Annotated in this window: 19 protein-coding genes; 8 read left to right on the top strand and 11 right to left on the bottom strand. The window is 72.7% G+C overall.

The window, feature by feature from the left end; genetic code table 11:
* Nucleotides 1-9: 9 nt before the first annotated feature.
* The gene (locus tag AHOG_RS12660; protein WP_093944405.1) at nt 10-1,512 is read right to left on the bottom strand and encodes a sugar ABC transporter ATP-binding protein; all 1,503 of its coding nucleotides are present in this window, start codon (nt 1,510-1,512) and stop codon (nt 10-12) included.
* Between the two features lie 109 nt (nt 1,513-1,621).
* Entirely contained in the window at nt 1,622-2,620 is a 999-nt protein-coding gene (locus AHOG_RS12655; RefSeq protein WP_093941538.1) for a substrate-binding domain-containing protein, read from the bottom strand.
* A gap of 674 nt (nt 2,621-3,294) precedes the next feature.
* On the opposite strand from AHOG_RS12655, the gene AHOG_RS12650 reads away from it, so the two are divergent.
* The gene (locus tag AHOG_RS12650) at nt 3,295-3,855 is read left to right on the top strand and encodes a TetR/AcrR family transcriptional regulator (protein ID WP_157736791.1); all 561 of its coding nucleotides are present in this window, start codon (nt 3,295-3,297) and stop codon (nt 3,853-3,855) included.
* Between the two features lie 897 nt (nt 3,856-4,752).
* On the opposite strand, the gene AHOG_RS12645 is transcribed toward AHOG_RS12650, so the two are convergent.
* Complete coding sequence (locus tag AHOG_RS12645) at nt 4,753-5,127, bottom strand: ArsR/SmtB family transcription factor (RefSeq protein ID WP_093944404.1); 375 nt, start codon at nt 5,125-5,127, stop codon at nt 4,753-4,755.
* A 296-nt stretch (nt 5,128-5,423) separates the two neighbouring features.
* Here AHOG_RS12645 and AHOG_RS12640 point away from each other — a divergent pair, with 296 nt between their 5' ends.
* From AHOG_RS12640 to AHOG_RS12605, 7 genes are all read left to right on the top strand, one after another.
* The gene (locus AHOG_RS12640) at nt 5,424-6,665 is read left to right on the top strand and encodes a sodium:proton exchanger (protein WP_093944403.1); all 1,242 of its coding nucleotides are present in this window, start codon (nt 5,424-5,426) and stop codon (nt 6,663-6,665) included.
* A 501-nt stretch (nt 6,666-7,166) separates the two neighbouring features.
* Complete coding sequence (locus AHOG_RS12635) at nt 7,167-7,388, top strand: hypothetical protein (RefSeq protein WP_093941536.1); 222 nt, start codon at nt 7,167-7,169, stop codon at nt 7,386-7,388.
* Nucleotides 7,389-8,016: 628 nt separating this feature from the next.
* Nucleotides 8,017-9,105 carry an AAA family ATPase gene (locus AHOG_RS12630; RefSeq protein ID WP_093941535.1) on the top strand — a complete coding sequence of 363 codons (1,089 nt, stop codon included), beginning with the start codon at nt 8,017-8,019 and terminating at the stop codon, nt 9,103-9,105.
* Nucleotides 9,102-10,388 carry a vWA domain-containing protein gene (locus AHOG_RS12625; RefSeq protein WP_093941534.1) on the top strand — a complete coding sequence of 429 codons (1,287 nt, stop codon included), beginning with the start codon at nt 9,102-9,104 and terminating at the stop codon, nt 10,386-10,388. Before AHOG_RS12630 ends, AHOG_RS12625 begins: the two co-directional genes overlap by 4 nt.
* Nucleotides 10,385-11,356, top strand: coding sequence for a hypothetical protein (locus AHOG_RS12620; RefSeq protein WP_093941533.1), 972 nt, complete (start codon nt 10,385-10,387; stop codon nt 11,354-11,356). Before AHOG_RS12625 ends, AHOG_RS12620 begins: the two co-directional genes overlap by 4 nt.
* Before the next feature lie 367 nt (nt 11,357-11,723).
* Nucleotides 11,724-12,473 (top strand): alpha/beta fold hydrolase, encoded by a 750-nt coding sequence (locus AHOG_RS12615; RefSeq protein WP_093941532.1) that lies wholly within the window; start codon nt 11,724-11,726, stop codon nt 12,471-12,473.
* 1,076 nt (nt 12,474-13,549) lie between these two features.
* Nucleotides 13,550-14,806: an MFS transporter gene (locus AHOG_RS12605; RefSeq protein WP_093941530.1), complete on the top strand. Its 1,257-nt coding sequence runs from the start codon at nt 13,550-13,552 to the stop codon at nt 14,804-14,806.
* 40 nt (nt 14,807-14,846) lie between these two features.
* Here AHOG_RS12605 and AHOG_RS12600 read toward each other — a convergent pair whose 3' ends face one another.
* The 8 genes from AHOG_RS12600 to AHOG_RS12565 form a co-directional block, all read right to left on the bottom strand.
* A complete protein-coding gene (locus tag AHOG_RS12600) occupies nt 14,847-15,170 on the bottom strand; it encodes a TetR family transcriptional regulator C-terminal domain-containing protein (protein WP_093941529.1) in 324 nt (107 codons plus the stop codon).
* A 312-nt stretch (nt 15,171-15,482) separates the two neighbouring features.
* Nucleotides 15,483-17,231 carry an ABC transporter ATP-binding protein gene (locus tag AHOG_RS12595; protein WP_245856717.1) on the bottom strand — a complete coding sequence of 583 codons (1,749 nt, stop codon included), beginning with the start codon at nt 17,229-17,231 and terminating at the stop codon, nt 15,483-15,485.
* Nucleotides 17,232-17,821: 590 nt separating this feature from the next.
* Nucleotides 17,822-19,588 carry an ABC transporter ATP-binding protein gene (locus AHOG_RS12590; RefSeq protein WP_093941528.1) on the bottom strand — a complete coding sequence of 589 codons (1,767 nt, stop codon included), beginning with the start codon at nt 19,586-19,588 and terminating at the stop codon, nt 17,822-17,824.
* A gap of 3 nt (nt 19,589-19,591) precedes the next feature.
* Nucleotides 19,592-20,425 (bottom strand): ABC transporter ATP-binding protein, encoded by an 834-nt coding sequence (locus tag AHOG_RS12585; RefSeq protein ID WP_093941527.1) that lies wholly within the window; start codon nt 20,423-20,425, stop codon nt 19,592-19,594.
* Between the two features lie 128 nt (nt 20,426-20,553).
* The gene (locus AHOG_RS12580) at nt 20,554-21,591 is read right to left on the bottom strand and encodes a FecCD family ABC transporter permease (protein WP_245856716.1); all 1,038 of its coding nucleotides are present in this window, start codon (nt 21,589-21,591) and stop codon (nt 20,554-20,556) included.
* A gap of 155 nt (nt 21,592-21,746) precedes the next feature.
* Nucleotides 21,747-22,826, bottom strand: coding sequence for a FecCD family ABC transporter permease (locus AHOG_RS12575; protein WP_211290584.1), 1,080 nt, complete (start codon nt 22,824-22,826; stop codon nt 21,747-21,749).
* Nucleotides 22,827-23,019: 193 nt separating this feature from the next.
* On the bottom strand, nt 23,020-24,003 hold the full coding sequence (locus AHOG_RS12570) for an iron-siderophore ABC transporter substrate-binding protein (RefSeq protein WP_157736790.1): 984 nt from the start codon (nt 24,001-24,003) through the stop codon (nt 23,020-23,022).
* A 710-nt stretch (nt 24,004-24,713) separates the two neighbouring features.
* On the bottom strand, nt 24,714-25,652 hold the full coding sequence (locus AHOG_RS12565; protein ID WP_093941524.1) for a LysR family transcriptional regulator: 939 nt from the start codon (nt 25,650-25,652) through the stop codon (nt 24,714-24,716).
* Between the last annotated feature and the right edge of the window lie 99 nt (nt 25,653-25,751).

Raw genomic sequence — 25,751 nt, 5'->3', positions numbered from 1 at the left:
CCTCACGATTCAGACGGCCATCGTGGCGGCCAGGATGTTGTCGACGGTGATCTCGGCGCCGCGCAGCTCGGAGCGGATGCCGCCCGCGTGGAGGCTGAGGACGCGGTCGCAGACCAGCGGCAGCTCCTCGAGCTCGCCGGAGACGAAAAGCACGCCCGCGCCCGCCGCGGCGAGTTCGCGGACCAGCCGATAGATCTGAGCCTTGGCCTCGACGTCCACGCCGCGCGTCGGCTCGTCGAGCAGCAGGATCCGGCTGTCGGCGTGCAGCCACCGGCCGATGACGGCCTTCTGCTGGTTGCCGCCCGACAGATCGGCGATCGGCGTCTGCGTCCGCGCCGTCTTGATGCCGAGCCTGCGTACCAGCGCCGCGGCGGCCCGGTGCACCCGACCGGTGGAGATCGACGGTCCGGCGGAGACCCGGCCGAAGTCCGAGATCACCATGTTCTCGTCGACGCCCAGCATGGGCACGATGCCCTCGGCCTTGCGGTTCTCCGGAGTCAGACCGACGCCGAGCCGCTTCATCCGCGCGGGCGTCGGATTCTCGACTCGTGCGCCGTCGACCTCGACGGCGCCCGCGACGATCGGGTCGAAGCCCGCGATCGCCCGAAGCAGCTCGGTGCGTCCGGAGCCCAACAGGCCGCCGAGACCCAGCACCTCGCCGGGATACAGCTCGAAGGAGACGCCGGTGATCTTCGGCGGGACGGCGAGGTCGCGCACCGTCAGCAGCGGGGTGCCGGTGCGTTCGATCGCCGCGGGGACGACCTGCTCGGCGGCCTCGCTCTCCCCGCCCAGCATCAGTTCGACGATCTCGCGGGTCGTCGTGTCCCCGGCCGGCACCGTCTCCACGGTGCGGCCGTCCCGCATCACGGTGATGCTGTCGGCGACCTGGCGGATCTCGTCGAGTCGGTGACTCACGTAGATCACGGCGACGCCGGAGGCCGCGATCCGGCCGACGACCTCCAGGACCATCGCCACCTCGCTCGCGGCGAGCGCCGAGGTCGGCTCGTCCAGGATGAGGACCCGGGGGCTCTGGCGGACCGCGCGGGCGATCTCCACGAGCTGCTGCTCGGCCAGGGACAGGGACGCGACGGCCCGTTCCGGGTCGATGCGCAGGCCCAGTTCGGCCAGGACCTCGGCCGATTCGCGCCGCATGCGCTCGTAGTCGATCCGCGGTCCGCTCCGGGGCCAGCCGCCGAGGAACATGTTCTCGGCGACGCTGAGCCACGGCACCAGGCTCAACTCCTGGTACACGGTGGCGACGCCCAGCTCGGCGGCACGTCGTACGCCGCCGTCGCCCAGCGGAGTCCCGCCGATGCGGACCTCACCCGAGTCGGGGCGGTCCACCCCGGCGATCATCCGGATGAGGGTGGACTTGCCCGCGCCGTTGCGGCCGAGCAGTGCCCGCACCTCACCAGGGCGGAGCTGGAAGTCGGCGCCCGCCAGCGCCACCACTCCCGGGTACGCCTTCGTCACATCCCGTGCGCTGGCGGCGAAGACCTCGTCGTCGGTCACCACGTCACTCCACCCTCTCCCGAAAGTCCCTGGCCGTCGCACTCGTCCGGCCGCGTCGGGTGCGCCGCGGGGCACACCTCGCCATCGACTGCTCGACGCACCGGCCCGGTCACGGCAGGCCGTCCGGGTGCTCCGCCAGCCACGTCCGGCCGTTCTCAGGGGTCGTGTAGATCTCGACGGGCGCGGGAAGGATGAACTCCTCGGGCGGATTCCCCGCGAGCACGGCCTGCGCGGTCTCGGCCGCCATCCGGCCGACGGTGACCCCGGAGATGTCGACGTTGCCCTTGAGCACGCTGTGGTCCACCAGGGCGTTGGCGGCCTCGGTGGACATGTCGCCGCCGAACACGACCGTCTGGCCGACCTTGTTCCTGGCCTGCACCGCGCGAATGGAACCGAGGGTGGCGCCGCCCGCCTGACCGAAGAAGGCGTCCAGGTCGGGATGCGCGGTGAGGATGCGCTCGGCGACGTCCACGGCCTCGTCGATCGTCGAGCCCTGCTGATTGGCGACGATCTCGGCGGCGGGCACCCTGGCGAACAGGGCCTCCTCGAAACCGAGCCTGCGCTGCACGCAGACCTCGACCTGCTCACAGTTGACGACGCCGATCTGCGGCGCCTCGATGCCCTCGGCGATGAAGTAGTCGGCGGCGGCGTCGCCCAGCAGCCTGCCGAACTCCAGCGGGTCGCCCAGGATGAAGGCCTCGACGTACTCGCGGGCGGCCTCCTCGGCGATGCAGGTGTTGTAACAGATCACCGGGACGCCGCTGCGGTGCGCGAGACGGATCGCCGGGATGGACGCGGTCTCGGAGACCGGCGAGAGCACCAGCGCGTCGACGTCGGCGGAGCTGACGGTGTCGACGAAGGAGCTCTCCCGCGAGGCGTCGCCCTGCGCGTTGAGCTCGAGCAGCTGGACGTTGCGGCCCATCTCGGCGGCCTCGTCCTGCATTCCCTTGCGGACGCCCGCGTAGTAGCCCTGGGCGTCCATGTAGACGACGCCGAAACGGCCGCCCTCGCCGATGGGCGCGCCGCAGCCTGCTACGGCGAGCGCGGCGACGAGCAGCGTGGTCATGGCGACCACCGCCCGGCGGCGACCTCTCGCGATCCTCGACATCGGCTCTCCTTCGAACCAACCGGCTGACCCCCACGGGGCGATGTTGGAGGGAAGTATCAGCAGCGCTCGCCACCCAGGTCAAGAAAAAATACTAATTAATTATTCGTGTCGCGCGGGGTGTTCGCCCGTGCACCTTCGGGTCGGGACGGCCGCGACAGACGGTGAACAGGTGGACGCGGGAGCCTCGATCCAGCCGACGATCCGATCGGCCGGGCTCGGCGAGTCCGACGAACCCGTCATCCGATGGGTGCGGCGGATCTGGCGGGATCGACGGGCTCGGCGTGTTCGGCGGGCCTGCGGGTCCGACGCGGCCGGGCGGCCGACAGGAACGGCGCGATCAGACGTCGACCGCGAACGGAATATCGCCGTCGTTGCGCCCGCCCGCACCGCGGAGCCACCCGACTCCCGCAGTCGCGTCGAAGGCCGAATCACCGATCACACTCTGATCGCGGACGGCTCTGTCATGCCGTGCATCGCCATGAACACCGGCCCGCCGACGCGACCTCGGAACACGACGCCCAGCCGCCTCCGCTACACACGGGTCTCGGCCGAAGCCGGCCGGGCTCGCGACCGCCCGGCGGGTTCCCGTCGAAGACCCCGCCGTCGCCGACACGCACGGCCCGACGATGCGACTCGGGTCACACCGAACGGTGTTACCGACTAACCTGGCCGCTGTGCCGAATCGATCCGCCGAGACGAGGGCGCGCATCCAGGAATGCGCGCTGAAGCTGTTCGCCCGCAACGGCTATGCGGCCACTCGCGTCGTCGACATCGCCGCTGCGGCAGGCGTCTCCCATATGACGTTCTTCCGTCACTTCCCCACCAAGGAAGACGTCGTGCTGGAGGACCCGTTCAACCCCGTCATCGCCGATCTGATCGCAGCTCAACCGCTCGGACTGCCGGTACTGGAACGTGTGCGACTGGGTCTGCTCGACTCGGCGACGGAGCTCCCGGAATGGGCTGTCGCCCAGACGAGAGAGCGCATTCGGCTGGCGGCCTGCGAACCGGCGTTGCGCGATCGGTTCTCCGCACACCTCCAGGCGACCGAACGATGCATCGTCGACCGGCTGATCGAGCAGGCAGCCGATCCGCTCACCGCCTCGACCGCCACCGCCGCCTGCCTGGCGGCACTGCGCGTCGCGCTTCTGGACTGGGGCGAGCACGGCGACCAGACCTTGAACGAACGCATCGTCGCCGCGCTGGGCGTACTCGGGCCGCCCAGGGCGGCGCACTGATCCGACCCACGCCGACGCCGCGAAGTGCGGCGCCGATGCCTGCCGGACAGAGGCGCCGCCGCGCAGCGCGATCACGTCGCTCGGCTCGCACCGCACGCCGAGACCCGCCCGGCGGCTTGTCGATCGTCCCCGGATTCGCATCGTCGCCACCGGGTGCGACGACGATCAGCCCGTCCTCCTCGGCGGAGCCTCCATACCCGGCTTCACTACGGGCACACGGTGCGGCTCCGCGGCAGACGGCTCGGCCGCGGAGACCCCGCGCGGCTCGGCCGCGGAGACACCACGCGGCTCGGCCGCGGAGACACCACGCGGCTCGGCCGCGGTCCCCACCCCGGCGGACCCGACAGCCGACCCGACGCCACCGGGATCAGCACCGCGACGCCTCCGAGACCCCGTCGCCGTCGCACGGTCTCCACATCGCGTCCGCCCTTCTCCGTCGGGCGCCATCCGCAAGGAGAGCCCACCACGAACCGGAAAGCGCTTTCCTTCACGTCATGGCCGGTCCGGGCACCTGCCGATCAGCCGGACGTCGCCCCCTGGTCCGCCATCGAGACCACGCCTGAGCCCCTTCGCGATCCCGCCCGCCGCCGAGAGCGTGGATCACGCACCACACGTCGCGAGGCCGGTGCTCCCGCGACGACGCCACGCGTGCCGGATCGTCATCGAGCCGCGCGGTCCACTCCGACACTCTCCCTGCCCAGACCTTCCGTCCTGCCTTGTTCCGCGCGGCGCGGCACTCGGCCGCCGCGTCTCGCATCCCCATGGGCAGTCCCGCCCGTCACCTTCTCCCGACCTCCTCCGCCGCACGCCGATCCGACGACGGCCGCCGAACGATCGGTTCAGCAGAGGAGGCCGGGCATCGAGGCAGGACAGCAGCGTTCGGCACACCGGCCACGATCAGCTCAACGGCGGATCCGGGGCCAGGCCGCCATCCGGCGCGATGTGCTCGAAGATCTGATCGACCAACGCCACGACGTGCGGATCGTCCACCGTGTAGAAGTGCTGGCGCCCCTCCCGACGTGCGGAGACGACGCCTGCCAGCCGCAGCTTGCCCAGGTGCTGACTCACCGTCGCGATGCTCACCCCGACTCGACCGGCCAGCGTGCCCACGTCGTGCGAGCCGTGCGCGAGCAGCCACACCAGATGCAGTCGAGGGCCGTTGGAAAGCAGCGCGAAGGTCGCGGCAGCGGCGCTGAGCTGCACAGAGGTCGGCTCGGGAGCGGAACAGGAGTGGGCACGAGACCCGGCGGGCGACACTTCGGGACTGGTCATGGCGATCTTCATTCTCGCCTACCGACCTGCGTCGACGCGAGTCGATGTCGCACGTCGCCTCCATTTTGTCATTTCGTCGATTGCGAAACTGACGAACGATGTGGCAGCATGAGCTCGTACCGAAGGGGAGTAGCCCGCAAGCCCATCGTTCGACACGCTGAGTTCGACATCGATCTCCGGCGATGGGGCCCGGCCCGTGCAGGGCGGGTGGGCGAGACCTTCGGCCAGCCGCCATCGCCTGGCCGAGGTCGTTCCGACGTCCCCGTCCTGGCATGTGCCGTCCGGGAAAGGTGCTCATGTTCGCCAGGTTGATCCGACCATTGGGGCTGTGCCTGATACTGGCGCTTCCAGCGCTGGTATTCCGGTTGAGCGGCATCGAGTCGGACCCCTTGATCTTGCTGGCGGTGTTCGGGACAGGCGTCGTGTCCGCGTCGTTCGTGCTGGCCTGGGCGGCGGAAGCCGCTCAGGTGGACATCTCCGGCGGACTGGCCATCGCGATCCTCGCCGTCATCGCGGTGCTGCCGGAGTACGCGGTGGACCTGTATTTCGCCTTCACCGCCGGAAGCAGGCCGGAGTACGTCGCCTACGCCGCCGCCAACATGACCGGCTCGAACAGACTGCTGCTCGGCCTCGGCTGGTCGCTGGTCGTGTTGATCGCGTTGGCGGTCGCCAAGCGGCGTACCGGGAAGTCGATCCGTGCGCTGACGTTGGACTCCGGGCACCGGGTGGAGCTGGGCTTCCTCGCCATAGCGTCCGTCATCGCCTTCGCCATTCCGGTCAGCGCGCAGATCCACGTGGCGCTGGGTGTCGGACTGCTCGCCTTCTTCGGGTTCTACCTGTGGAAGGTCTCACGCGGCGACACCGAGGAGCCGGACCTCGTCGGGCCCGCCGCGACGATCGGAGCTCTGCCGAGACGGCAACGGCGAGTACTGGTGGTCTCGCTGTTCATCGGCTCCGCCCTGGTGATCCTGGCCTGCGCCGAACCCTTCGCCGACGCGCTGATCGAGACGGGCGCCCAACTGGGCATCGACGAGTTCCTGCTGGTCCAATGGCTGGCCCCGTTGGCGTCGGAGGCACCCGAGTTCATCATCGCGATCCTGTTCGCCCTGCGAGGCAACGGCGCGGCCGCGATCGGCATGCTGATCTCGGCCAAGGTCAACCAGTGGACGCTGCTGGTCGGCAGCCTGCCGGTGGCCTACCTGCTGGGTGGCGGCGGCGTCGCGCTGCACCTGGACGGCAGGCAGGTCGAGGAGTTCCTCCTGACCGCGACGCAGACCCTGCTGGGCATCGCCGCGCTGCTTGCCCTGCGCTTCCCGCGCTGGGCGGCTTGGACGCTGCTCGGACTCTTCGCGGTGCAGTTCGTCTTCCCCGGTCAGGAGGCCCGATACGTCCTCAGCGGCGTCTACGCGGCCCTCGCGCTCGGCGCCTTCGTCTACCACCGCAGACATCTGCTGCCCACGCTGGCCGCGCCGTTCCAGGACCATCCAGACGAGCAGGCCGCCAAGGCGGCGGAGCAGGAGAGTCGCACCGCTCCCTGACCCGCCGGTGGGCTCCGCGGGCCGGCGGGCAACGCGCCCCCTTCGGGCGCCGGACAGTGGCCGCGGGCCGTCACGTCCGCCACGACCATGCCCGACCTCGGCGAGCCGACGAAGCTCGTCGGGCGTCGGGGCGGGCGGCGGCGGACAGGCACGGCGGGGATACGACGAAGGTGCGGCGGTGGACGCTCGCGACCGGTCGGACGGAGGAGGAACGGCAGCGGGTATCGGTGGGCCCGTCAGCCGGAGCGGACCCGACGGAACGGCAGCGCGGCAGGCGGAGTCAGGATCATGCACTCACGGTGACCGGCCTGCGAGCCGCGCACGGCGCTTCACCCCGCAGCTCATGGCAGTCGTCATAGCGGTTGACGACAGCTGTCGTAGCGACGTCATGACACCGACGTCACCCGCGTGGACTCTCCCCCGAGACGGTCCAAGCCATGTGTCCGGTGGTCGGGTGGTGTGGCCGGTGCGGCGCGGGTTCTTCGTGGTGGTCGCCGCGGGGTGGGCGGCATCCTGCGGGAGTCGGGCGGTCGGGTGGCGGGCGAGGCCACGCTGGAGGAGCTGCTCGGCATCGCCGCCAACGCCGTGGTCCCGACCCCGCGTCCTCGTCGCCCCGGGCCTCGCGAGTCTCGACGGCCGAGGTCGGCGGTGCCGCCGGACTCGCCCGCGGAGCGAATCCTCGGCATCACCCGCGGTGGTCAGGTCGCCGCGCGAACGGCTTGATGGCGACGGTGGACGACGGCCGCGCAGGGCGGCATCTCCGACAGGCCACACCGACGACGTGACCGGGGGGACCCGAGAAGGCACCCCGGGGGAAACGATCAGGTCCCCCGCCGGAGCACGAACCCGATCCCCACTTCGTCAACCAAAGTTGACACGGAGCTGCTCGTCAACTTAGGGTGACAGACATGAGGAACGACCCCGAGCAACACCGGACCGACACGGTCGAACCGGGTGACCTCGCGACGGTCTCGCCACCGACGTGGGCACCGTCCGCGGCCCAGGCCGCGCGGATCGCCGGGCGGACCCGGCGCACGGTCGCCGCCTTCCGGGCCGTCGGCCTACGGCCCGGTCGCGGAACTCAGGTTCTCCCCTTCCTGCCGGCGAGGGGGCCACTCCGGACCGACGCCGAACCCGATGTCGGCTCGGCCTCGAGGGACCGACGGCCAGGCGTGCGAGCCGTCGTCCCCGCGACGGCCGGTCGCCGACGGTCACCTCTCGCGAAGCACGAACCACACCGTCGGTCCCTCCCGTCTCACCGCCGAGGTGCGGCGGAGGCCCTCGCCTGCCGCCCCGGCGCCGACTCCACGCCGTCTCGTCGTCCAGCCCGATCAGGAGAGTGACCAGGGAGATGAGTTCTACGTCCGTCGTACGGGCCGCCGTCGGCGTCGCGGTGACCGCCGACCTTCCGGTCCTGCTCTGGGGCGCTCCCGGCACGGGGAAGACGTCCGCCGTACTCAGTCTGGGCGCCGCCCTGGACCTGCCGGTCGAGGTCGTCGTCGGCTCGATCCGCGAACCGAGCGACTTCTCGGGCCTGCCGGTGATCCGGGACGGCCGCACCTGGTTCGCGCCGCCCCGGTGGGCACAACGGCTCGCCGAGGCGGGCGCCGGCCTGCTGTTCCTCGACGAACTGACCACGGCGCCGCCGTCGGTGCAGGCCGCGATGCTGCGCGTCGTGTTGGAACGCACCGTCGGCGACCTGGAACTGCCCGCCGGTGTACGGATCGTCGCCGCCGCCAACCCGCCGGAGTCCGCCGCCGACGGGTGGGAGCTGTCCGCTCCGCTGGCGAACCGGCTCGTTCATCTGGACTGGCGAGTCGAGGCCGCCGACATCGCCGAAGGCTTCATGGCAGGCTTCCCCGTGCCCGCCGCGGATCGCCTCGTCTCGCCGGGCGCCGCCGGGATCGCCGCGGCCCGCTCCCTGATCGGCGCATTCCTGCGCGTCCGTCCCGAACTCGTGCTCGCCGTGCCCGACGATCCGGCCAGGGCCGGGCGGGCCTGGCCGAGCCCGAGGACCTGGGATGCGGCGGCGACGATCCTCGCCGCCTGCACGGCGGGGGACGCCGCCGAGGAGGTGCGTGCGGAACTCGTCCTCGGTGCCGTCGGAGAGGCCGCAGGCTTCGAGTTGATCTCCTGGCTGCGCAACCTCGATCTCCCCGACCCGGAGGCACTTCTGGCGGCTCCGGACACCCCACTGCCGGACCGCGCGGATCGGCTCTACGCGGTGCTCGGCGCCGTCGTCGCCCATGTGACGGCCGATGGCGGGCCGTCCGCCTGGGAGGCGGCCTGGGCGGTGGTGGCCAATGCGGCGCGGGGAGCACCGGACGTCGCGGCCGGTGCGGCGCGGAAGCTGGCCCAGGCGCGGCCGGCAGGGGCTGCCCTCCCCGCGACGATGCGAGGGCTGGCACCCGTCCTGCGCGCGGCCGGGCTGTTGCGATGAGTGGTGAGGCCTCGGCGGATACGGCGGCCGCCGACCAGGTGCTCGCCCGATTCTCCTCCGCCCGGCTCTGGGCGGCGCATCACGCGCCGTACCTGGCAGGCGCCGTCTTCGCCCTGCACCCGGTCGTGCTGCCGCCGCTGCTCGACGAGTCGACGAGCAGTCCCGTTCCCGATCCGGAGTTCCGTGCGTTCCCCGTGGACACGCGCTGGCGGGTGTACCTGGAGACCGGCACGGCGCTGGCCACGCCGGTGCCCGAGATCGGCTGGTGGCTGCTGCACCACATCGGACACCTGGTACGGGCGCATGCCGCTCGATCACCGGTCCGTGCCGATCCGGCCGCGGCAGGCGACACCGAGGCACGGCGGTGGAATCAGGCCGCCGACGCGGAGATCAACGACGATCTCGCCGCCGACGGGCTTCCTGCCCCGGACGGAGTGATCTCGCCCGCCGAGCTCGGACTTCCCCCGCACCTGACGGCGGAGGAGTATCTGCCGCTGCTCGATGTGCTCGCCGACGCGGTCGGTCGAGGCGGTCGCGAGGCCGCGGAGCTCGTCGACTGCGGCAGCGCGGCCGACGGCGTGCCACGTGATCGCGAGCTGCCCGAATCCGGCGGCGGCCCCGACGAGCTGGAACGCGAGCTGCTGGAGCGATCACTGGCCGCCGGGATACAGGATCGAGTCTCCGTCGGAAGCGCGGTGCCGCTCGGCTGGCGACGATGGGCCGAGGCGCGACTGGCACCGAAGGTGAACTGGCGAGCACGTCTGGCCGCCCTGATTCGGCGCGGCCACGAGCTGACCGGCGGGCGCGTCGACTTCAGCCGTCGACGCCCGTCCCGACGGGCAGCCGCCTGCCCGGAGATCGTGCCGGCGGCGACGGTACGGCCGGTGCCCGGCGTCGTCGTGGTGGTCGACACCTCGGGCAGCGTCACCTCCGACCGGCTCCGGCGACTGATCGGCGAGGTCGACGCGATCCTGCACGGCATCGGCGGAAGCGGGCGCAGGCTGCGGGTGCTCTGCTGCGATGCCGTCCCGCATCCCGTCCAGGTGATCACCCGTGCCGAGGACGTGGTGCTGCTCGGCGGCGGCGGAACGGACATGCGGGCCGGGATCGCCGAGGCGACCACGCTTCGCCCACGGCCGGACCTGATCATCGTGCTCACCGACGGCGAGACCCCGTGGCCCGATCGACGGCCCGCCGTTCCGCTGCTCGTCTGTCTGATCGGCGAGGACGGCGCCGCTCCCGACTGGGCACACACCGTACGCATACCCGAGGAGCAGACATGACCATCGCGTTCCCCGAGCAACCGGAGGACCCGCGCGAGTCCGACGGCGACCCGAACCCGGGGCGTGCGGGCGCGGGGAGGGCCGACTCCGCGTCGGCGCGTCGATCGGACGGGAGCGGGTCGACCGGCGAAGGCCCGGCGGACCCGGCCGCCACCTGGGGCACGGGCGACGTGGAGGATCTCCGCCCGGAGGCGCTGCACGAGTGGCTGGAGTCCGGCTGCACCATCGGCGAGGCACGCCGCTGGATCTCCGGCGGTTTCACCGCGTCCGACGCCGCACGGTGGCGACGGTCCGGGATCTACACTCCGGAGTCGGCGCGGGAGTGGCGGTCGGCCGGGCTGACCCCCTACACCGTGGACGGCGCGCTGCGGGCGGGGATGACGCCGAGGGATGCCGTGCGCTGGCGGGAACTCGGCTATGCGGCCCAGGATGCCGCCGAACGGCACCTGGCCGGGGAGAGCCCGCATCCGCGAAGGTGGTGGAACCGCGTCTTCCCTTCTCGACCGGTGCGATTCGTCGACGGGCCCGGCGACGTGGGCGCTTCCGGACCGGGCGCATCCCCGCGGGTGGACGAGGCCGCGGACGTCGACCTCCGACGCCGGAGGTCGGCGGCGATGCGCGAGCTGCTACGGGCGGGCATCACGGCCGCGGCGGCTCGCGGGTTCGTCGACGCGGGATGGTCCGGCGAGACGGCGCTCCCCTGGGCTCGCCGAGCCGTTCCGCCGACGGACGCCTCGATCTTCGCGACACTCGGGCTCACTCCGTCCGAGGGCGCGCGGCGACTGCGTGCCGGCGAGGACGGCGCCTCGATGATGACCGACTGGTGGCGGTCCGGTGTCCCGATCGACGAGGTGGCGGCCTGGGCGGGCGGTGGTTTCACTCCCCAGGAGGCCGCCGCGATGCGAGCCGACGGGGTCGACGTCGAGCAGGCCTCGATCCTGCGCGCGCTGGGCGAGGACGAACGCTGAGCAGGCCGCCGCGCACCCGCGCGCGACGGGGCGTCGCCGGGAGCAGAGTCGAGGCGGGCGTCGTCCGCGCGGACTTCCGGTTTTCCCGCCGCCGAAGGCACGATTCGTGATCAGATCTACCGCGACAGACACCGCTGCTCACCACGCCGCACGAACACCCACCGGCAGAAGGCGGACGGGGCTCCGTCGTCGAACTCGCGCCGGCGGGCGTCGGCGGCCCTCGACCGAGTCGACGCGCCCGTGTTCGCCCAGTCCGCGATGACCGGTCCCGGACTCCGACGCGGCGGCATCGGGCAACGACACGGGTCACGACCGGAGCCACCGGTGAGCGAAGACGCGGCGGCAGGCAGACGAAAGGAAGCATGACATGCACGTCAGGACGACGGGCCCCCTCGATGCTCCGGTCCTGCTGTTCATCCATGGCGGCGGGATGGCCGGGTGGATGTGGAGCTCGCAGATCACGCACTTCGAGCAGCGCTATCGCATCCTCGTCCCCGACCTGCCCGGCCATGACAAGAGCAGCGACGAGGAGTTCACGACCAGCGCGGACGTCGTCGCCGCCCTCGCCGAGGAAGTGCGTGCCCTGCCCGACGGCACCGACGTCACCGTGATCGGGTTCTCCCTCGGCGCCCAGATCACGATCGCGCTTGCCGCCGCCCATCCCGACCTCGTCGACCGTGTCGTGGTGGTCAGCGCGCTCACACAGGGCGCTCCCCTGCCCGGTGTCGTCGACTGGATCGTCGGTGTCACGGCCCCGCTCGCCCGGCGCCCCGGCTTCGCGAAGCTCCAGGCGAAGTCCCTCTTCGTCCCGGACGAACTGCTGGACGACTACCTCCGCACCTCGGCGGCGCTGTCGAAGGAGAGCCTGGTCGCGCTCACCCGTGCGAACGCGGTGTTCCGGACGCCGGACTCCTGGCGTGACTACCCGGGTCAGGCTCTCCTGCTCGCGGGTTCCAAGGAGCCGCGCGCGCTGTTGCGGGCGATGCCCCGACTGCACGCGGATCTGCCGGGCAGCGAGTGGGAGGTGCACCCGGGAACCGGACACGGGCTGCCGCTGGCGCATCCCGCCTGGTTCAACACCCGCGTCGACGAGTGGATCGCCAGACACTCCCGCTGAGCGAGTGCCGTGTGGCGGTCGGCAGGGCACCGCCCGCGCCCGCGGGTGGACCACCCGGGCGCCCTTCGCGGTTCGACGGACCCGGGCACCGCCCAGGCGCCACCGAGGCCGACGGCCGTCGCGATCGTCCCCTCGGCGACGACTGCCACCCCTGTGTGGCGGACCCCCGACAACATGGGCCGACGGTGGTCCGACCCCGCCGAGCGGGGTCGGCCCCGCCATGGCTTCGCCTGGGGCTTCTCCGGTGGTGCGTCGCGATCCACGCCGACCCGCAGGGTCGATGCCGTCCGGGGAGTCCGTCGGCACCCGGCCTGTGTCGCGATCCGCACCGCCTCCACAGGCCTGGTGCCACCCATGTCGTCGACCGCCGAGCGGCCGGAACGGGTCGTGGTGATCCCCGACGACCGCGCGGGCTCGGTGCCAACCCGCCGACGCGGCGGGCCTGCCTGCGATGCGATGTCGCCACCTCATCGACCCGCGGGCCGCCGGTACCGCCGCGCCGTCCGGCGCGGCCACCCGCCGGTCGGCACGTTGCCATCCTCATCGGCCCCGCCGGCTCGGCGCCGTCCTGTTCCGCCGGGCCGTCGACTGATCGAGCATCCACTGTCACCGGTCCGCGATCGACACGCCCGCGACTCACCTCGGGTCGACCCGTCCGACACTCGACGTCGGTCCTGCCCCGCGCTCCCACCGTTGCGGGCACCGTGTCACCGGTCTACGACCCCGCCCACTACGCCGACACCGCACCGGGTGTGCCCGGTGCGGTCGCAGTATCCCGACGGTCCGCCCGGACCGCCCCCATCCACCGCGGCGCTCACAGCCGGAGTGGTCGCAGGTGCTCGTCCCGGCCGCCGCCTCGCTCGACATCGACGCCGAGGCCTCGGGAGTTCCTGCGACGCGCCGGACTCCCGGTCGTGGAACCCGACGACAGGATATCGACGCCGTCGCAGGAGCGGCGGGCCTCGGCGCGGGGCTCGTCGCATGTCGGGACGGGCCGCCTCGATCCGGCGACTCGCCGCGATTCGGCGCCGGGCATCGCTTGGAAAGCGTTTTCCTCTCGGCTACGGTGAGGCATCGTGTCGATCTCGCGTTACCGCGACCTGCTCTCCGCCCCTGGCGTCGGGACACTACTCGGCTCCTCGATCCTCGCCCGCGCGTTCACCGGCATGACCAGCCTCGCGATGCTGCTGCTCGTCACCCAGGACCATGGTTACGACGTCGCCGGCCTCGTCACCGGCGCCTCGGTGATCGGCTCGGTGGTGACGGGCCCCGCCGTGGCCCGCCTCGCCGATCGCGTCGGGCGACGGCTCGTGCTGCTCGTCTGCTCGGTGACCTACACGGGCAGCCTGGTCGCACTCGCCCTGCTGCCCCCGGAGCCGCTCCTGCTGACGGCGGTCGCCACGGTGGGCGGCGCGACGACGCCGCCGGTGATGGCGGCGCTGCGGGCCGCCGTCGCGGCCCTGACCTCTCCGGAGCAGCGGCTGACCGCCTTCTCGCTCGACTCGACCCTGCAGGAGATCGTCCTGGTCGTCGGGCCGATGGTCACCACGATGCTCGTCGCCCTCGCCGGGCCCCAGGCGGCGCTGATCGGCTCGGGGGTGCTCACGCTGATCGGGACGCTCCTGTACTGCGGACAGCGTGCCGCCGAGGCGGGCAGGCCGCAGCGAGTCCCCCGCCGCCGGAGTGGCGCGGAAGGATCGGCAGCCGAATCCACGCCCAGGCCGCCGAAGGGCAGGCTCGCGGGGCCCGGATTCATCATGATGATGGGCGCGGCGAGTGCTCTGTTGGCGGGGCTGGTGATGGTGAACCTGGCCGCCGTCGCAGGGGCCGGCGGCCCCGACGCGCCGACGGCCTCGGCCGTGATGCTCGCCTGCGTGGCAGCGGGCTCCGGGGTCGGCGGACTGGTGTTCGGGGCACGAGCCAAGGGCCGTGCGGCGCTCGCGCTCTTTCCCGGCGGAGTCGCCCTCGGGGCCGTCCTGCTCTCGACAGCGCCGAACACCGCGGTGCTGGCGGTCCTGCTGCTGCTGTTCGGCACCATGGTCGCCCCTGCCCTGACGATGCTCTACGACGGACTGACCCGCCGGGCCTCGGCGACGCGGGCCACGGAGGCCTTCGCCTGGCTGGCCAGCGCCACCGGGGTCGGCGGCGCCGTCGGCAACATGGCGGGCGGGACGGTGGTCGAGCACTTCGGCTCACGCGGCGGATTCCTCGTGGCCGCGGCGGCCCTGGCCGTCTGCGCCGGGATCTGCTCGCTGCCGGTTCTGCGCAGGCCCGCGATCCGCCCGGAGCCGGTGTCCCCGTCCGCCGTCGCGGGCGCCGCGCAGGCGCCGTGACCGGCGGTGCGCTCGCTCATGCGACCCGGCCGCGAGCAGGTCAGGGCGAAGGCAGTGCCAGAGAGTCGAGCCGGTGACGCAGTGTCGCCCGGATGTCGTCCGGAGCGAGGGTGTCCGGCCGCATCGCCGTCTGAACGGACAGTCCCTCGATCAGGGCGAGGAAGTCACGGGCATGCCGCCAGGTCGTGCTCCGGGCGACCGCCCCGGATCGGGCCGGCAGTTCGATGCCCTGCCTGCCGAACTCGACGAGGCGTCGGTCGCCGCAGGTGATCGGCGGACGTCGACGGCGCCACGCCGACGCCACGGAGGCCGGGGCGAGGAAGCCCGAGACCGCCAGGCCCATCTGATCGACCTCGGTGGCCACGCGCCCTGATCTTCGTCGCCGCCCAGGCCGTCCCGATCCCGCTCGGCCTGTCGTGGGCCTTCGACCTCGTCACAGGCGAGATCTCCGGCCCTGATCCGCGAGGGCGGGGGCGCACACGGGTGTGGCGCAGCTCGTCTACGGTATGGGCCGCCTCTGGTCGCTGATCTTCGTGGTCGACGCGCTGTGGACGGTCCCCAGGTTGTCGCGGCGCGTCGAGGGGCGGCCCCGTCGGCGGGCGCCGACGCACCCGCCGACTGACCACGACGGTCGCCGTCGAGCTGCCGGGCGTCCCGAGTCACGGCGTCCCCGTCGTCACCGGCCCTGCCAGGCCGCCCAGAGCCGCGCATAGCGGCCGCCCGAGGCGGCGAGTTCGTCATGCGTCCCGACCTCGACGATCCGGCCGTGCTCCAGCACGACCACTCGATCCGCCGTGACGGCCTGGGGCAGGCGATGGGCCACCACCAGCGTCGTCCGGCCCTCGGTGGCCCTGGCGGCGGCGCGTTCCAGCTCGCGAGCCCCCGCGCTGCCCGCCTCCGCGCTGGCCTCGTCGAGGATCGCCACCGGCGGATCGGCGAGCACCAGCCTGGCCAGGGCCAGCTGCTGGGACTGCGGCGCCGTGAGTCGGCGGGCGTTCTCCCCCACCACCGTGTGCACGCCCTCCGGCAGGGCGGTGACCCAGTCGAGGGCCCCGACTCGATCCAACGCGGCCACGACCCGAGACTCCGCCGCGTCCGGCGCCGTCAGCCGGACGTCGTCGATCAACGGGCCCGAGAAGACATGGACGTCCTGACTGATCAACGCGACATGCCTGCGCAGCTCACGCAGCCCCAGCTCGCCGATCGGCACACCGCCGAGCAGCACCGACCCCGCCGTAGGGGCCAGGACGCCCGCCGCGATCCCCGCCAGCGTCGTCTTCCCGGCTCCACTGGCTCCGACCAGGGCCACCCGTTCGCCCGGCCGGATGCGCAGTGTGACGTCGTCGAGGACCGTCGGCCCGGCGGCCCCGGCGGCGTCCGAACGTTCAGTCGCGGCCTGCCCGCCTGCTGTCTCCTGCGCCGTCGGCGTCGCGTAGCGATGGGAGACGGCGCGGATCTCCAAGCCGGTGTCGGCGGGCTTCGGCGGGTCGGCGGGCTCGTCGGCGGCCGGGATGTCGGCGACGCCGACGAGCCGGGCCAGACTCGCACCGGCCGACTGGATCTTGTCGAAGCCCAGCATCACGGCGCTCAGCGGATTGAACAGTCGATGGAAGTACAGGGCGGCCGCCGTGGTGGCGCCGACCGTGGCCGCATCGGCGCGGACGAGCAGGAACCCGACGACGATGATCGCGGTCAGCCCGACGAACTCGCCCGCGTTCACCCGAGAGCCGAAGCGGGTGAGCAGCCGGAAGACCCGGATCGAGATCGTCTTGGCGGCCGAAGAGCGCTCGTTGATCATCTCGACGCGCTGGGCGTTCAGCCGATAGGAGTCGACGGTGGCCCGTCCGTGCAGCGAGCTCATCATGACCTCGGCCCGCTCGGCGATCGCCACCCGCTCCGCCGCGTATCCCGGCCCCGACCTGGGCAGATACCAGAAGAGTGCACGGAGGTAGATCGGCATGGCGAGCAGGCCCGCCAGACCCAGCCGCCAGTCCAACGCCACCAGCCCGCCCACGGTCAGCAGCAGGGCCAGCACCGAGGAGACCAGTACGGCGGCCTCGCCTGCCACCACCCGTCCGACCACCGCCACGTCGTCGCCGACGCGGGAGAGCAGATCGCCGGAGCCTGCCCGCTCCAGCACGCCGGACGGGAGATGGAGGGCTCGGTCGACCACGCGCTCCCGCAGTCTGGCCAGCATCGTCTCCCCCGCCCGCACCATCAGCGCACCGGCCAGGGCGGTGAAGACGCCGCCTGCCAGGGCGGCGCAGCCGATCAGCAGGACCACCTCGAACACGTCGGCGCCGGTCGCACCGCGGGTCACCGCGTCGACCAGTCTGCCCAGCGCCCAGGGAGCGACGAGGCCGCAGAGATTGGCGAGCACGCAGGTGATCAACGCCGCGGCCGTCGTACCGGGGGTGTTCCGCAACTCGGCGCACATCACCCGCCAGGTACGACGTGCGGAGGCGATCGGGAGGGCCGAGCCGGGAACCCGTCCCGTCGTGTCCTCGCCCCGGCGGCGCCGCCGGGAACGGGAGTCGCGTGACCGCCTCGAACCGCCGGGCCGGTGGGCACGTCGGCCGGGGCGGCGGGGACCCGTTCCTCGGGTCGGGTCCGGCTCCGGGCCGCCGTGTTCGTCGCGAACCGCGCCGGGGGTACGGAGGTCACGGGCCGCCGCGTCGGCGACGGAGTCATCCCGCGAGACGGCGGGCGCTCCCCCGGCCGAGGCGGCGCGTCGGACATCCGGCGACCGTGCGCCGCCGTCATCGTGTCCCGAGCCCAGGGACGCGTCGGTTCCGCCCGCCGTCACCGCCGTCGACTCGGCGGGCCGCACCTCCGCCTGGTCCGCGGCCGCCACCGCCGCGGCGGAATCCGGTGCCGACCACGGCGACACCGTCTCGTGGGCGGGCGAGGCGCCGGCGATCGCGGTTTCGGCGCTTCGAGGCGGGCCAGGCAGGCCGGACTCCCCCGCCTGATCGGCTGAGTGGTCTCGCCCGGCTCGATCGGTCGGCGAATGCGTCATCGCAGGACTCCGCTCCGGTAACGCTCATCAATCGCCGCCAGCCCGGCGTGGGTTCCCTCGGACCGCACCCGCCCGTCCGCGATCACCACGACCCGGTCGGTGTGGGCCAGCAGCACCGGGCTGCTGGTCAGGACGATCGTGGTACGAGGGTTCGTCATGTCGACGCCGTGCCGGAGCCCGGCCAGCCCTGCCGCGATCGACTCCTCCGTGACGGCGTCGACGGCCGTGGTCGGATCGTGCAGCACGAGGACCGGCGGGTCGGCGACGAGCGCGCGGGTGAGCCCGATGCGCTGACGCTGGCCGCCCGAGAGGGTGGCGCCGCGGTCGGCGACGACGTGATCGAGGCCGTCGGGGTGCGCGGCCACCACCTCGTCGGCCGCCGAGGCACGCAGCGCCGCCGCCACCTGCTCGGCGCGGGCCGACGGGCGACCGGTGAGCACGGCGGAACGCAGCGTGCCCTCGAAGAGATCGACGTGATGATGCTCCACCACGAGCGTTGCGCGCAGCTCGGCCAGCCGCAACTCTCCCAGCGGGACTCCGCCCAGCAGGACCGAGCCCGCGGCGAGCGCCGGAGGCCCCGCGCCCGGTTCGCCGGAGACCGCCGTGTCCCGGTGGCTCGCGGTGCCGTCGGCGGCGCGGGCGACCCGGCCGGACAGCAGCTCCAGCAGCGCCTCGGCGTCCCGCGCGTCCTCGGTGACCACGCCGACGAACTCGCCGGGGGCGACCCGCAGGTCCAGACCGCGCAGGGAGCCGTGCTCGACCCCCGACAGGGCCAGGACGGGAGCCTCGCTGATCACCGCGTCGCCCGGTTCCACTCGGTTCGGAGTGTCGATCACCGCCACCAGCCGGGCGGCCGAGGCCTTCGCCACGGCGAAGGCCTGACCGCAGAAGCCGAAGAGCTGTACGGGCTCGGCGATGAACTGGGCGAGCCCCACCACGGTGATCAGCTCCCCGATGCCGATGCGCCCCTCCACGGCGAACCAGCCCGCGAAGCCCGCCACGGCCGCGAGCAGCAGACCGCTCGCCGCCGTCGTCGAGCCCCGGTACACGCCGATCGGAGTGGCGGCCCGTAGCGTGCTGCGCAGCGCGTCGGCGCTGCTCCGGCGGTACCGCTCCCCCGCGTTGTGGCCCGCACCGAGACCACGCAGCGCGTGCAGGCCCCGGATCAGGTCCGTCGCCAGCCCCGAGAGCCTGCCGACCGCCGCCTGTTGAGCGCCGCTGCGCCGGGTGAGCAGCGGCGCGGCGAACTGCAGCAGCAGCACCAGGATCGGGACGCCGATCAGCACGCCGAGCCCGAGCGGCACGTCGATGCGCAGCAGCACGACCGCGGAGACGATCATCGCCACCGAGCCGGCCACCACCAGGGCCACGACGTCGAGAACCGCGGCGGACCGCTCCGCGTCGCCGGTGGCCACCGAGAGCAGCTCCCCGGTCTGCGCGTCGGTCTCCGCGCCGCGCGGGTCCATCGCACGGCCCGCGATCTCGACCCGCAGCAGGTGCGTCTCCTGCTGCATCGCGCCGAACAACGAGCGTGCACCGATCCGCCAGGCCAGTGCCAAGGTCAGGAACAGTCCGGCGAGTGCCAGCACGGACCAGCTGAGCAGGCTGCCGTCCCCGGTCACCACGGCCCTGTCGATGACCAGGCCGATCGCCACCGGAACCATGGTCTCGGCCGCCTGATGAGTGCTGAGTCCCGCGATGCCGACGGCGACCCGACGGCGATGCCTGCCCACCGCACGGCGGAGCAGTCCCCCCGGAGTCATACGTCAGCTCGACAGGGAGTGGACGGCGGTCTCGATGCCGACCGAGTGGTGCCTGCCGATGGGAACGACCATCGGCGTGGCCGAGACGGGACAGGGCACCACCCGGGAGGCCATGCCGAACACCTCCGACACCAGCTCCTCGGTCACGACCTCGGCAGGCGCTCCCTCCGCGACGATGGAGCCCTGTCTCATGGCGATCAGGTGATCGGCATACCGGCAGGCGAGATTCAGGTCGTGGAGCACCAGCACCACGGTGCTGCCCTTACGCCGGTTCAGGTCCGTCAACAGATCCAGCACCTCGATCTGGTGGCTGACGTCGAGGAAGGTGGTGGGTTCGTCGAGAAGCAGCAGATCGGTGCCCTGCGCCAGTGCCATGGCGATCCAGACGCGCTGACGCTGGCCGCCGGAGAGCTCGTCGATCGACCGCGCGGCCAACTCCAGGGTGCCGGTGGCCTGTAACGCCTCGGCCACCGCGTCGTCGTCCCCCGAGCTCCACTGCCGGAACCACCCCTGGTGCGGGTAGCGGCCTCGGCCCACGAGGTCGGCGACCCGGATGCCCTCCGGAGCGGTCGGCGACTGCGGGAGCAGCCCCAGGACGGCCGCCACCGCCTTGGTCGACTGCGAATTGATGTCCCTGCCGTCGAGATAGATGGTGCCCGCGGCGGGGGCCAGCAGCCGGGCCAGCCCGCGGAGCAGCGTCGACTTCCCGCAGGCGTTGGCCCCGACGATCACGGTGACCTTCCCCGGTCGGATCTGCACGCTCAGGTCCTTGACGACCTCACGGCTGCCGTAGGACAGGCGCAGATCCTCCGCGCTCAGCGTGTGTCGGTCGGTCATCCGTCGCTCCTCATCGCCTGTGCGGCGTCCATGCCACGCCGCGCGTCGCGGCTCGTTCCGCCGCGGCTCGATTCCGTCGGTCCGCGATCTCCGAGGTCGGCCCGCACCCGGCCCCGACTCCCCCGCCGTCATGCGCCACGCCCTCCTCGGTTGGACACGGCCAGCAGCCACAGTAGATACGGCGCGCCCACCAGTCCGGTGATCACGCCCACCGGGAAGTCGACGCCGGTGATCAGGTGCAGCGCGATCAGGTCGGCCGTCACGACGAGGAGCCCGCCGATCAGGGCCGAAGGCAGCAGCGCCAGGCCCGCGCCCGAGGTCATCCGCCTGGCGATCGGCGCGGAGACGAGCGCGACGAAGGCCACCGGCCCGGCGGCGGCGGTCGCCACGGCCGCCAGGGCGACGCCGATCATGATCAGAGCCAGCCGCGACCGCTCCACGCGGACACCGAGCCCTGCCGCCGAGTCGTCGCCCAGCTGCAGAGCACGCAGCGGGCGGGAGAACACCAGCACCAGCGGCAGCAGCACCGCCAGGCACCACAGCAGCGGCGTGGCATGGGCCCAGGTCCTGGCCTGGAGGCTGCCGGTAAGCCAGACGAGGGCCTGCGCCGCGGTCTCGACGTGGGATCGAGTCAGCACATAGGAGACGACCGCGCTCAGGGTCGCCGCGACTCCGATCCCCACCAGCACGAGCCGCTGGCCCGACACGCCGTGTCGCCAGGCCAACAGGTAGATCGCCAGCGCGGTGATCAGGGCGCCGAGGACCGCGGCACCGGACACCGCCGCGCCGCTCGCGCCGAAGACCGCCATGGAGATCACGGCGGAGGCCGACGCCCCGGAGGTGATGCCGATGATGTCGGGGCTGGCCAGCGGATTGCGCAGCAGGCTCTGGAAGAGCGCGCCCGAGAGGCCGAACGCGATGCCGACCAGCAGTCCGGTGAGGGCTCGGGGCAGACGCAGACCGCCGACGATGAAATCGGTCGTGGGCTGCGCGCCGCCGACGAACCAGGCCAGCACCTCGGAGGCCGGGATGGGGAAGTCCCCGAGGGACAGCGACACGACGAGGACGACGGGCACCGCCACGGCCAGGCCCAGGGTCACCGCCGTGTTCCGCAGGCCCTGCCCGCGCCGCGCCCGGGCCACGGTGCGGCGTGCGTCCTCGTTCACCGCCGCCGGCCGAGGCGACCGGCCCGTATCGGGCCCGTCGCCGCCCCAGTCCCGTCGCGAGGGCCCGCCGAGGACGGGTCCGATCGTAGGCGGTCCTACCGGTTCCCGGTTCGCGCCTGCCCGGTCGAGGACGCCGCCCGCTCCGTTCGTCGGCATCACAGCTCCACCAGTCGACGTCGGCGGATCAACGCGATGAACAGCGGCGCCCCCAGCACGGCCGTGACGAGCCCGACCTGGAGTTCTCCGGGGTGGGCGACGACGCGCCCCAGGACGTCGGCGGTCAGCAGCAGGATCGGGGCGAGCAGCGCCGAGTAGGCGAGTATCCACCGGTAGTCGGGGCCGGTGATGAGCCGGGCGACGTGCGGGACCGCGAGACCGACGAAGCCGATCGGACCCGCCGCGGCGGTGGCCGTCCCGCAGAGCACGATGACGGCGATCAGGACGAACAGTCGATCACGACCGACGTCGCGCCCCAGCGATCGCGCGAGGTCCTCGCCGAGGGAGAGCGCGTTGAGCAGCCGACCGCAGACCAGCGCGATCAGCAGACCCGCGCAGACGAAGATCAGCGCCTGCGTCACGACGTCCATGCCGCGGCCTGCCAGCGCGCCGACCTGCCAGAAGCGAAACCGGTCGAAGGCGGCGTCATCGGTGACCAGCACCGCCGTGGTCAACGACGACAGCGCGGCGTTCATGGCCGCCCCCGCCAACGCCAGCTTGAGCGGCGTCGCGCCCTCGCGGCCCATCGCGGCGATGCCGTAGATCACGAGGACGCTCGCGGCGGCACCGGCGAAGCCGAACCACACGTATCCGGTCAGGCTGGTGACTCCGAGGACGCTGATCGCGGTCACCACGAAGAACGCGGCGCCCGCGTTCACGCCGAGGATGCCCGGATCGGCGAGCGGGTTGCGGGTCACGCCCTGCATCAACGCGCCCGCGACGCCGAGGGCCACACCCGCCAGTATCCCGAGGAGCGTTCTGGGCAGCCGCATCTCGTGAATGACGAGGTGGTCACCGTCGGCCGGGTCGAAGGTCCAGAATCCGTCGTGCGAGAACGCCTCCAACACCACGGAGAGCGGGATCGGCCTGGTGCCGACGGCCAGGCCCGCGAGCACCGCGAGCAGCAGCACCAGCCCGAGTCCGATCAGGCCCGCGCCGAGCCCGAGAGCGCGGCGCGGGGACGGGCGTCCGCCGGGGACGGTGGTCGCCGGGTCGGCGGCGGCCGTCGAGTCCGCCACGGTCGGGCCCGGACCGTCGCCCCTCGGGCAGTCCGACCCACGTCGGGGCTCCGATTCGGCGGAGCGGGGGATCGTCACGGCCGCCGCCCACGTCGTCCCGGCCGCCGCCGCGCACCGCGCCGAGTGCCGTCGCCTTCGTTCCGCATCTCGTCTCCTCGTGCCGTCGACGTCCGCCGCCCGCCGAACGACCCGGTCAGGCCGCCTTCTCCACGATCAGCGGCAGGAGTTCGTCGATGGTGTAAGGGATGCTCAGCACCGTGTTGTGCGCCATGGCCAGGCCCAGATACTCGGTGTCCAGCCAGATGACGTCCCCCCGCTCGACGACGTCCAACGCCTGGAAGACCGCGTCGTCCTGCGCCGCCTCCTCGTCACCGCCCTGATCGAGGATCACTAGCACGTCGGACTCCAACAGGTCCATCCGCTCGGCGCTGAGGTCGATGTAGAAGGCACCGTCGTCGAGCGCGGCCAACTCGTCGGGCAGCCGCAGTCCCATGGCGGTCATGAACTGCCCTCGGGCATCGAGATCGGTGAAGGGCCAGTACCCGCCGTCGGGGTTGGGCAGCAGTGCGGCGCCCGTCCGATCGGCGAGCTCGGGGTGGCCGGCCGCGGTGTCGGCCAGCAGCGTCTCGGTCTCCTCGATCAGCGCGGCGGCCTCGTCGGGCTTGCCGACGGCGCGGCCGATCACCTCGGTGTGCTCCTGCCACGGGATCGCGTAATCGGCGTGGTCCGCGGAGCGGACGACCGTCGGCACCAGTTCGGAGAGTGCGTCGTAGGCGGCCTCGTCCATCGAGTAGTTCACCGCGAGGACCAGGTCGGGCATGAGCGCCAGCACCTCCTCCGGCTCCGGTGTGGAGGAGGCGGGCAGGACGGTCGGCCGGGCATCGCCCAAGGCCTCCTCGGCCCACGGGCCCACGCCGTCCAGGCCTGTCCAAGGGTGCACGGCCATCGGCGTCACACCCAGCGCCAGCAAGGGGTCGTGGTCGGTGATCCCGAGCGTGACGATGCGCTGCGGCGGTTCGGTGATCTCGGTCTCGCCGTACTGGTGCTCGATGGTCACGGGGAAGGCGCTGCCCGCACCGCTGTCCCCGTCGAATCCGGTGGCGGGCAGTTCCGCGGCCTCGTCGGCGGTGCCGCAGGCCGACACGAACAGGAGCGCGGCGGTGAGGCCGACGACCACCCGGCGTACATTCCGGGGGGACGAGTGCGGCGCCATGAGTTTCCCTTCACCAGCAAGAACAAGAGTTAGGTCAGGCTAGCCTAAAGCTCTCGATCATCGGCGGCCGCCCGAACGTGTCACAGCTCGCACGCCCGAACGTCCCCGCCGGAGCCCGCCTGCCGCCTCGGCGGGCTGACGGCCCGCGTGCGCGATCGACGCGGAGGCGCGATCGACCGCCGCCGCGACGCGGATCCGGCCAGACGCGATGACGTGCGTCGCGGATCGCCTCTCGGGACGCGGAGCCGCGCCCGCGACCCGAGGCCTCCGCTCGGGACGCACCACATCCGAGTTCGTGTCGCGAATGCATGGCGCACCAGTTGACGCCCAGGTCGTCAAGGGTCCACCCGGCGCGTGCGGGATGAGCCGCAGGCCCGGCACGATCGAGGAATCCCAGGTCCGTGGCCCGCGGCAGCGGAGTGAGCCGTTCGCCGCTGAACGATCTGGACGCCAGTACGGGTCCGCCCCGTGCGGACGAGGGGTGAGCCGCGTCGGCCCCGCGCCTCGTGACCGTCATCAGGGGTGCGCCGACGTTCGCCACGGTGTGCACGACCGCCATGCCGTCCGCCGCGCGCGAGCGGGGTGTGCCCAGTTCGCCACGCCGGGCGTCACCTGTTGGAGCGCACGGCGGACGGCGCACCGATGTACGAGGCTCGGCCCGTCGAATGCCGTGCTCAGTCGGCTGTCGAGAGCCCGGCGCGACCCGCGGACCGCGCCCCGGCCCGCAGCGCGATGGCCAGCAGATCGGCCGGCGGTCCGACGAGCCGACGGCCCGCGGGCCACACGGCGCGCAGGGTTCGACGCAGCTCGACACCGGTCACCGCGACCTCCACCAGCCGCCCCTCCCGCAGATCCACCGCGACCGCGAGGACGCTGAGCACGGCGGGGCCTGCCCCGGCGACGACCGCGCTGCGCACCGCCGTGGTCGAGCCGAGTTCGAGCAGCACCGTCGCCGGGCCCGCGCCCGCCCTGGCCAGGGCGCGGTCCAAGGTCTCCCGGGTCCCGGAGCCCGCCTCCCGCACCACGAGCGGGGCGGCCGACAGTTCCCCGGCGTCGAGCGGTGTACGTCGCCGGGCCCACGGATGCCCCGGCGCGACCACCACGGCCAGCCGATCGGCGCCCACCCGGCGCGCGGTCAGGCCCGTCGGAGCCGACGGCGACTCGACGAAGCCGAGGTCGACCCCGCCGGAGCGCACCAGCTCCGCCACCGTCTCCGAGTTCGTGACCCGCAGGCCCGCGTAGAGATCCGGGGCCGCCGTCCGCAGCTCGCCGAACCAGCCGGGCGCCAGGTGCTCTGCGACGGTCATGCTCGCCGCGACTCGCAGCGTCGCCCGATGCGTGGCTCGCAGCGCCCGCGCCCCGGTGATCAACCCGTCGAACTCGTCGAGCACCCGGCGCGCCCAGTCGACGACCACCGTGCCGCCGGGAGTGAGCGTCGAACCGCGTCGGGTGCGGTCCACCAACGCCAGCCCGAGCTGCCGCTCCATCAGGGCGAGCCGCTTGCTGGCGGACGGCTGGCTGACGCGCAGCTGCGCCGCGGCTCGGCCGAGACTGCCGTGCTCGCCGACCGCCACGAGCAGCCGCAGGGAGCGGAGATCCGGGACATCGGTCATGCCCTCAGGCTATGTCCCCAGTCGATTTCGGGGGCTACCGGACCTGCGGAGCTCTCCCGGATGCTGGGACATCGTGACAACCGGCGACCCCGCGGCAGC

Source organism: Actinoalloteichus hoggarensis (assembly GCF_002234535.1).
GTDB classification, from domain to species: domain Bacteria; phylum Actinomycetota; class Actinomycetes; order Mycobacteriales; family Pseudonocardiaceae; genus Actinoalloteichus_A; species Actinoalloteichus_A hoggarensis.
The sequence above is the reverse complement of the archived record's forward strand: the minus strand, read 5'-3'. Positions and strand labels throughout refer to the sequence as shown.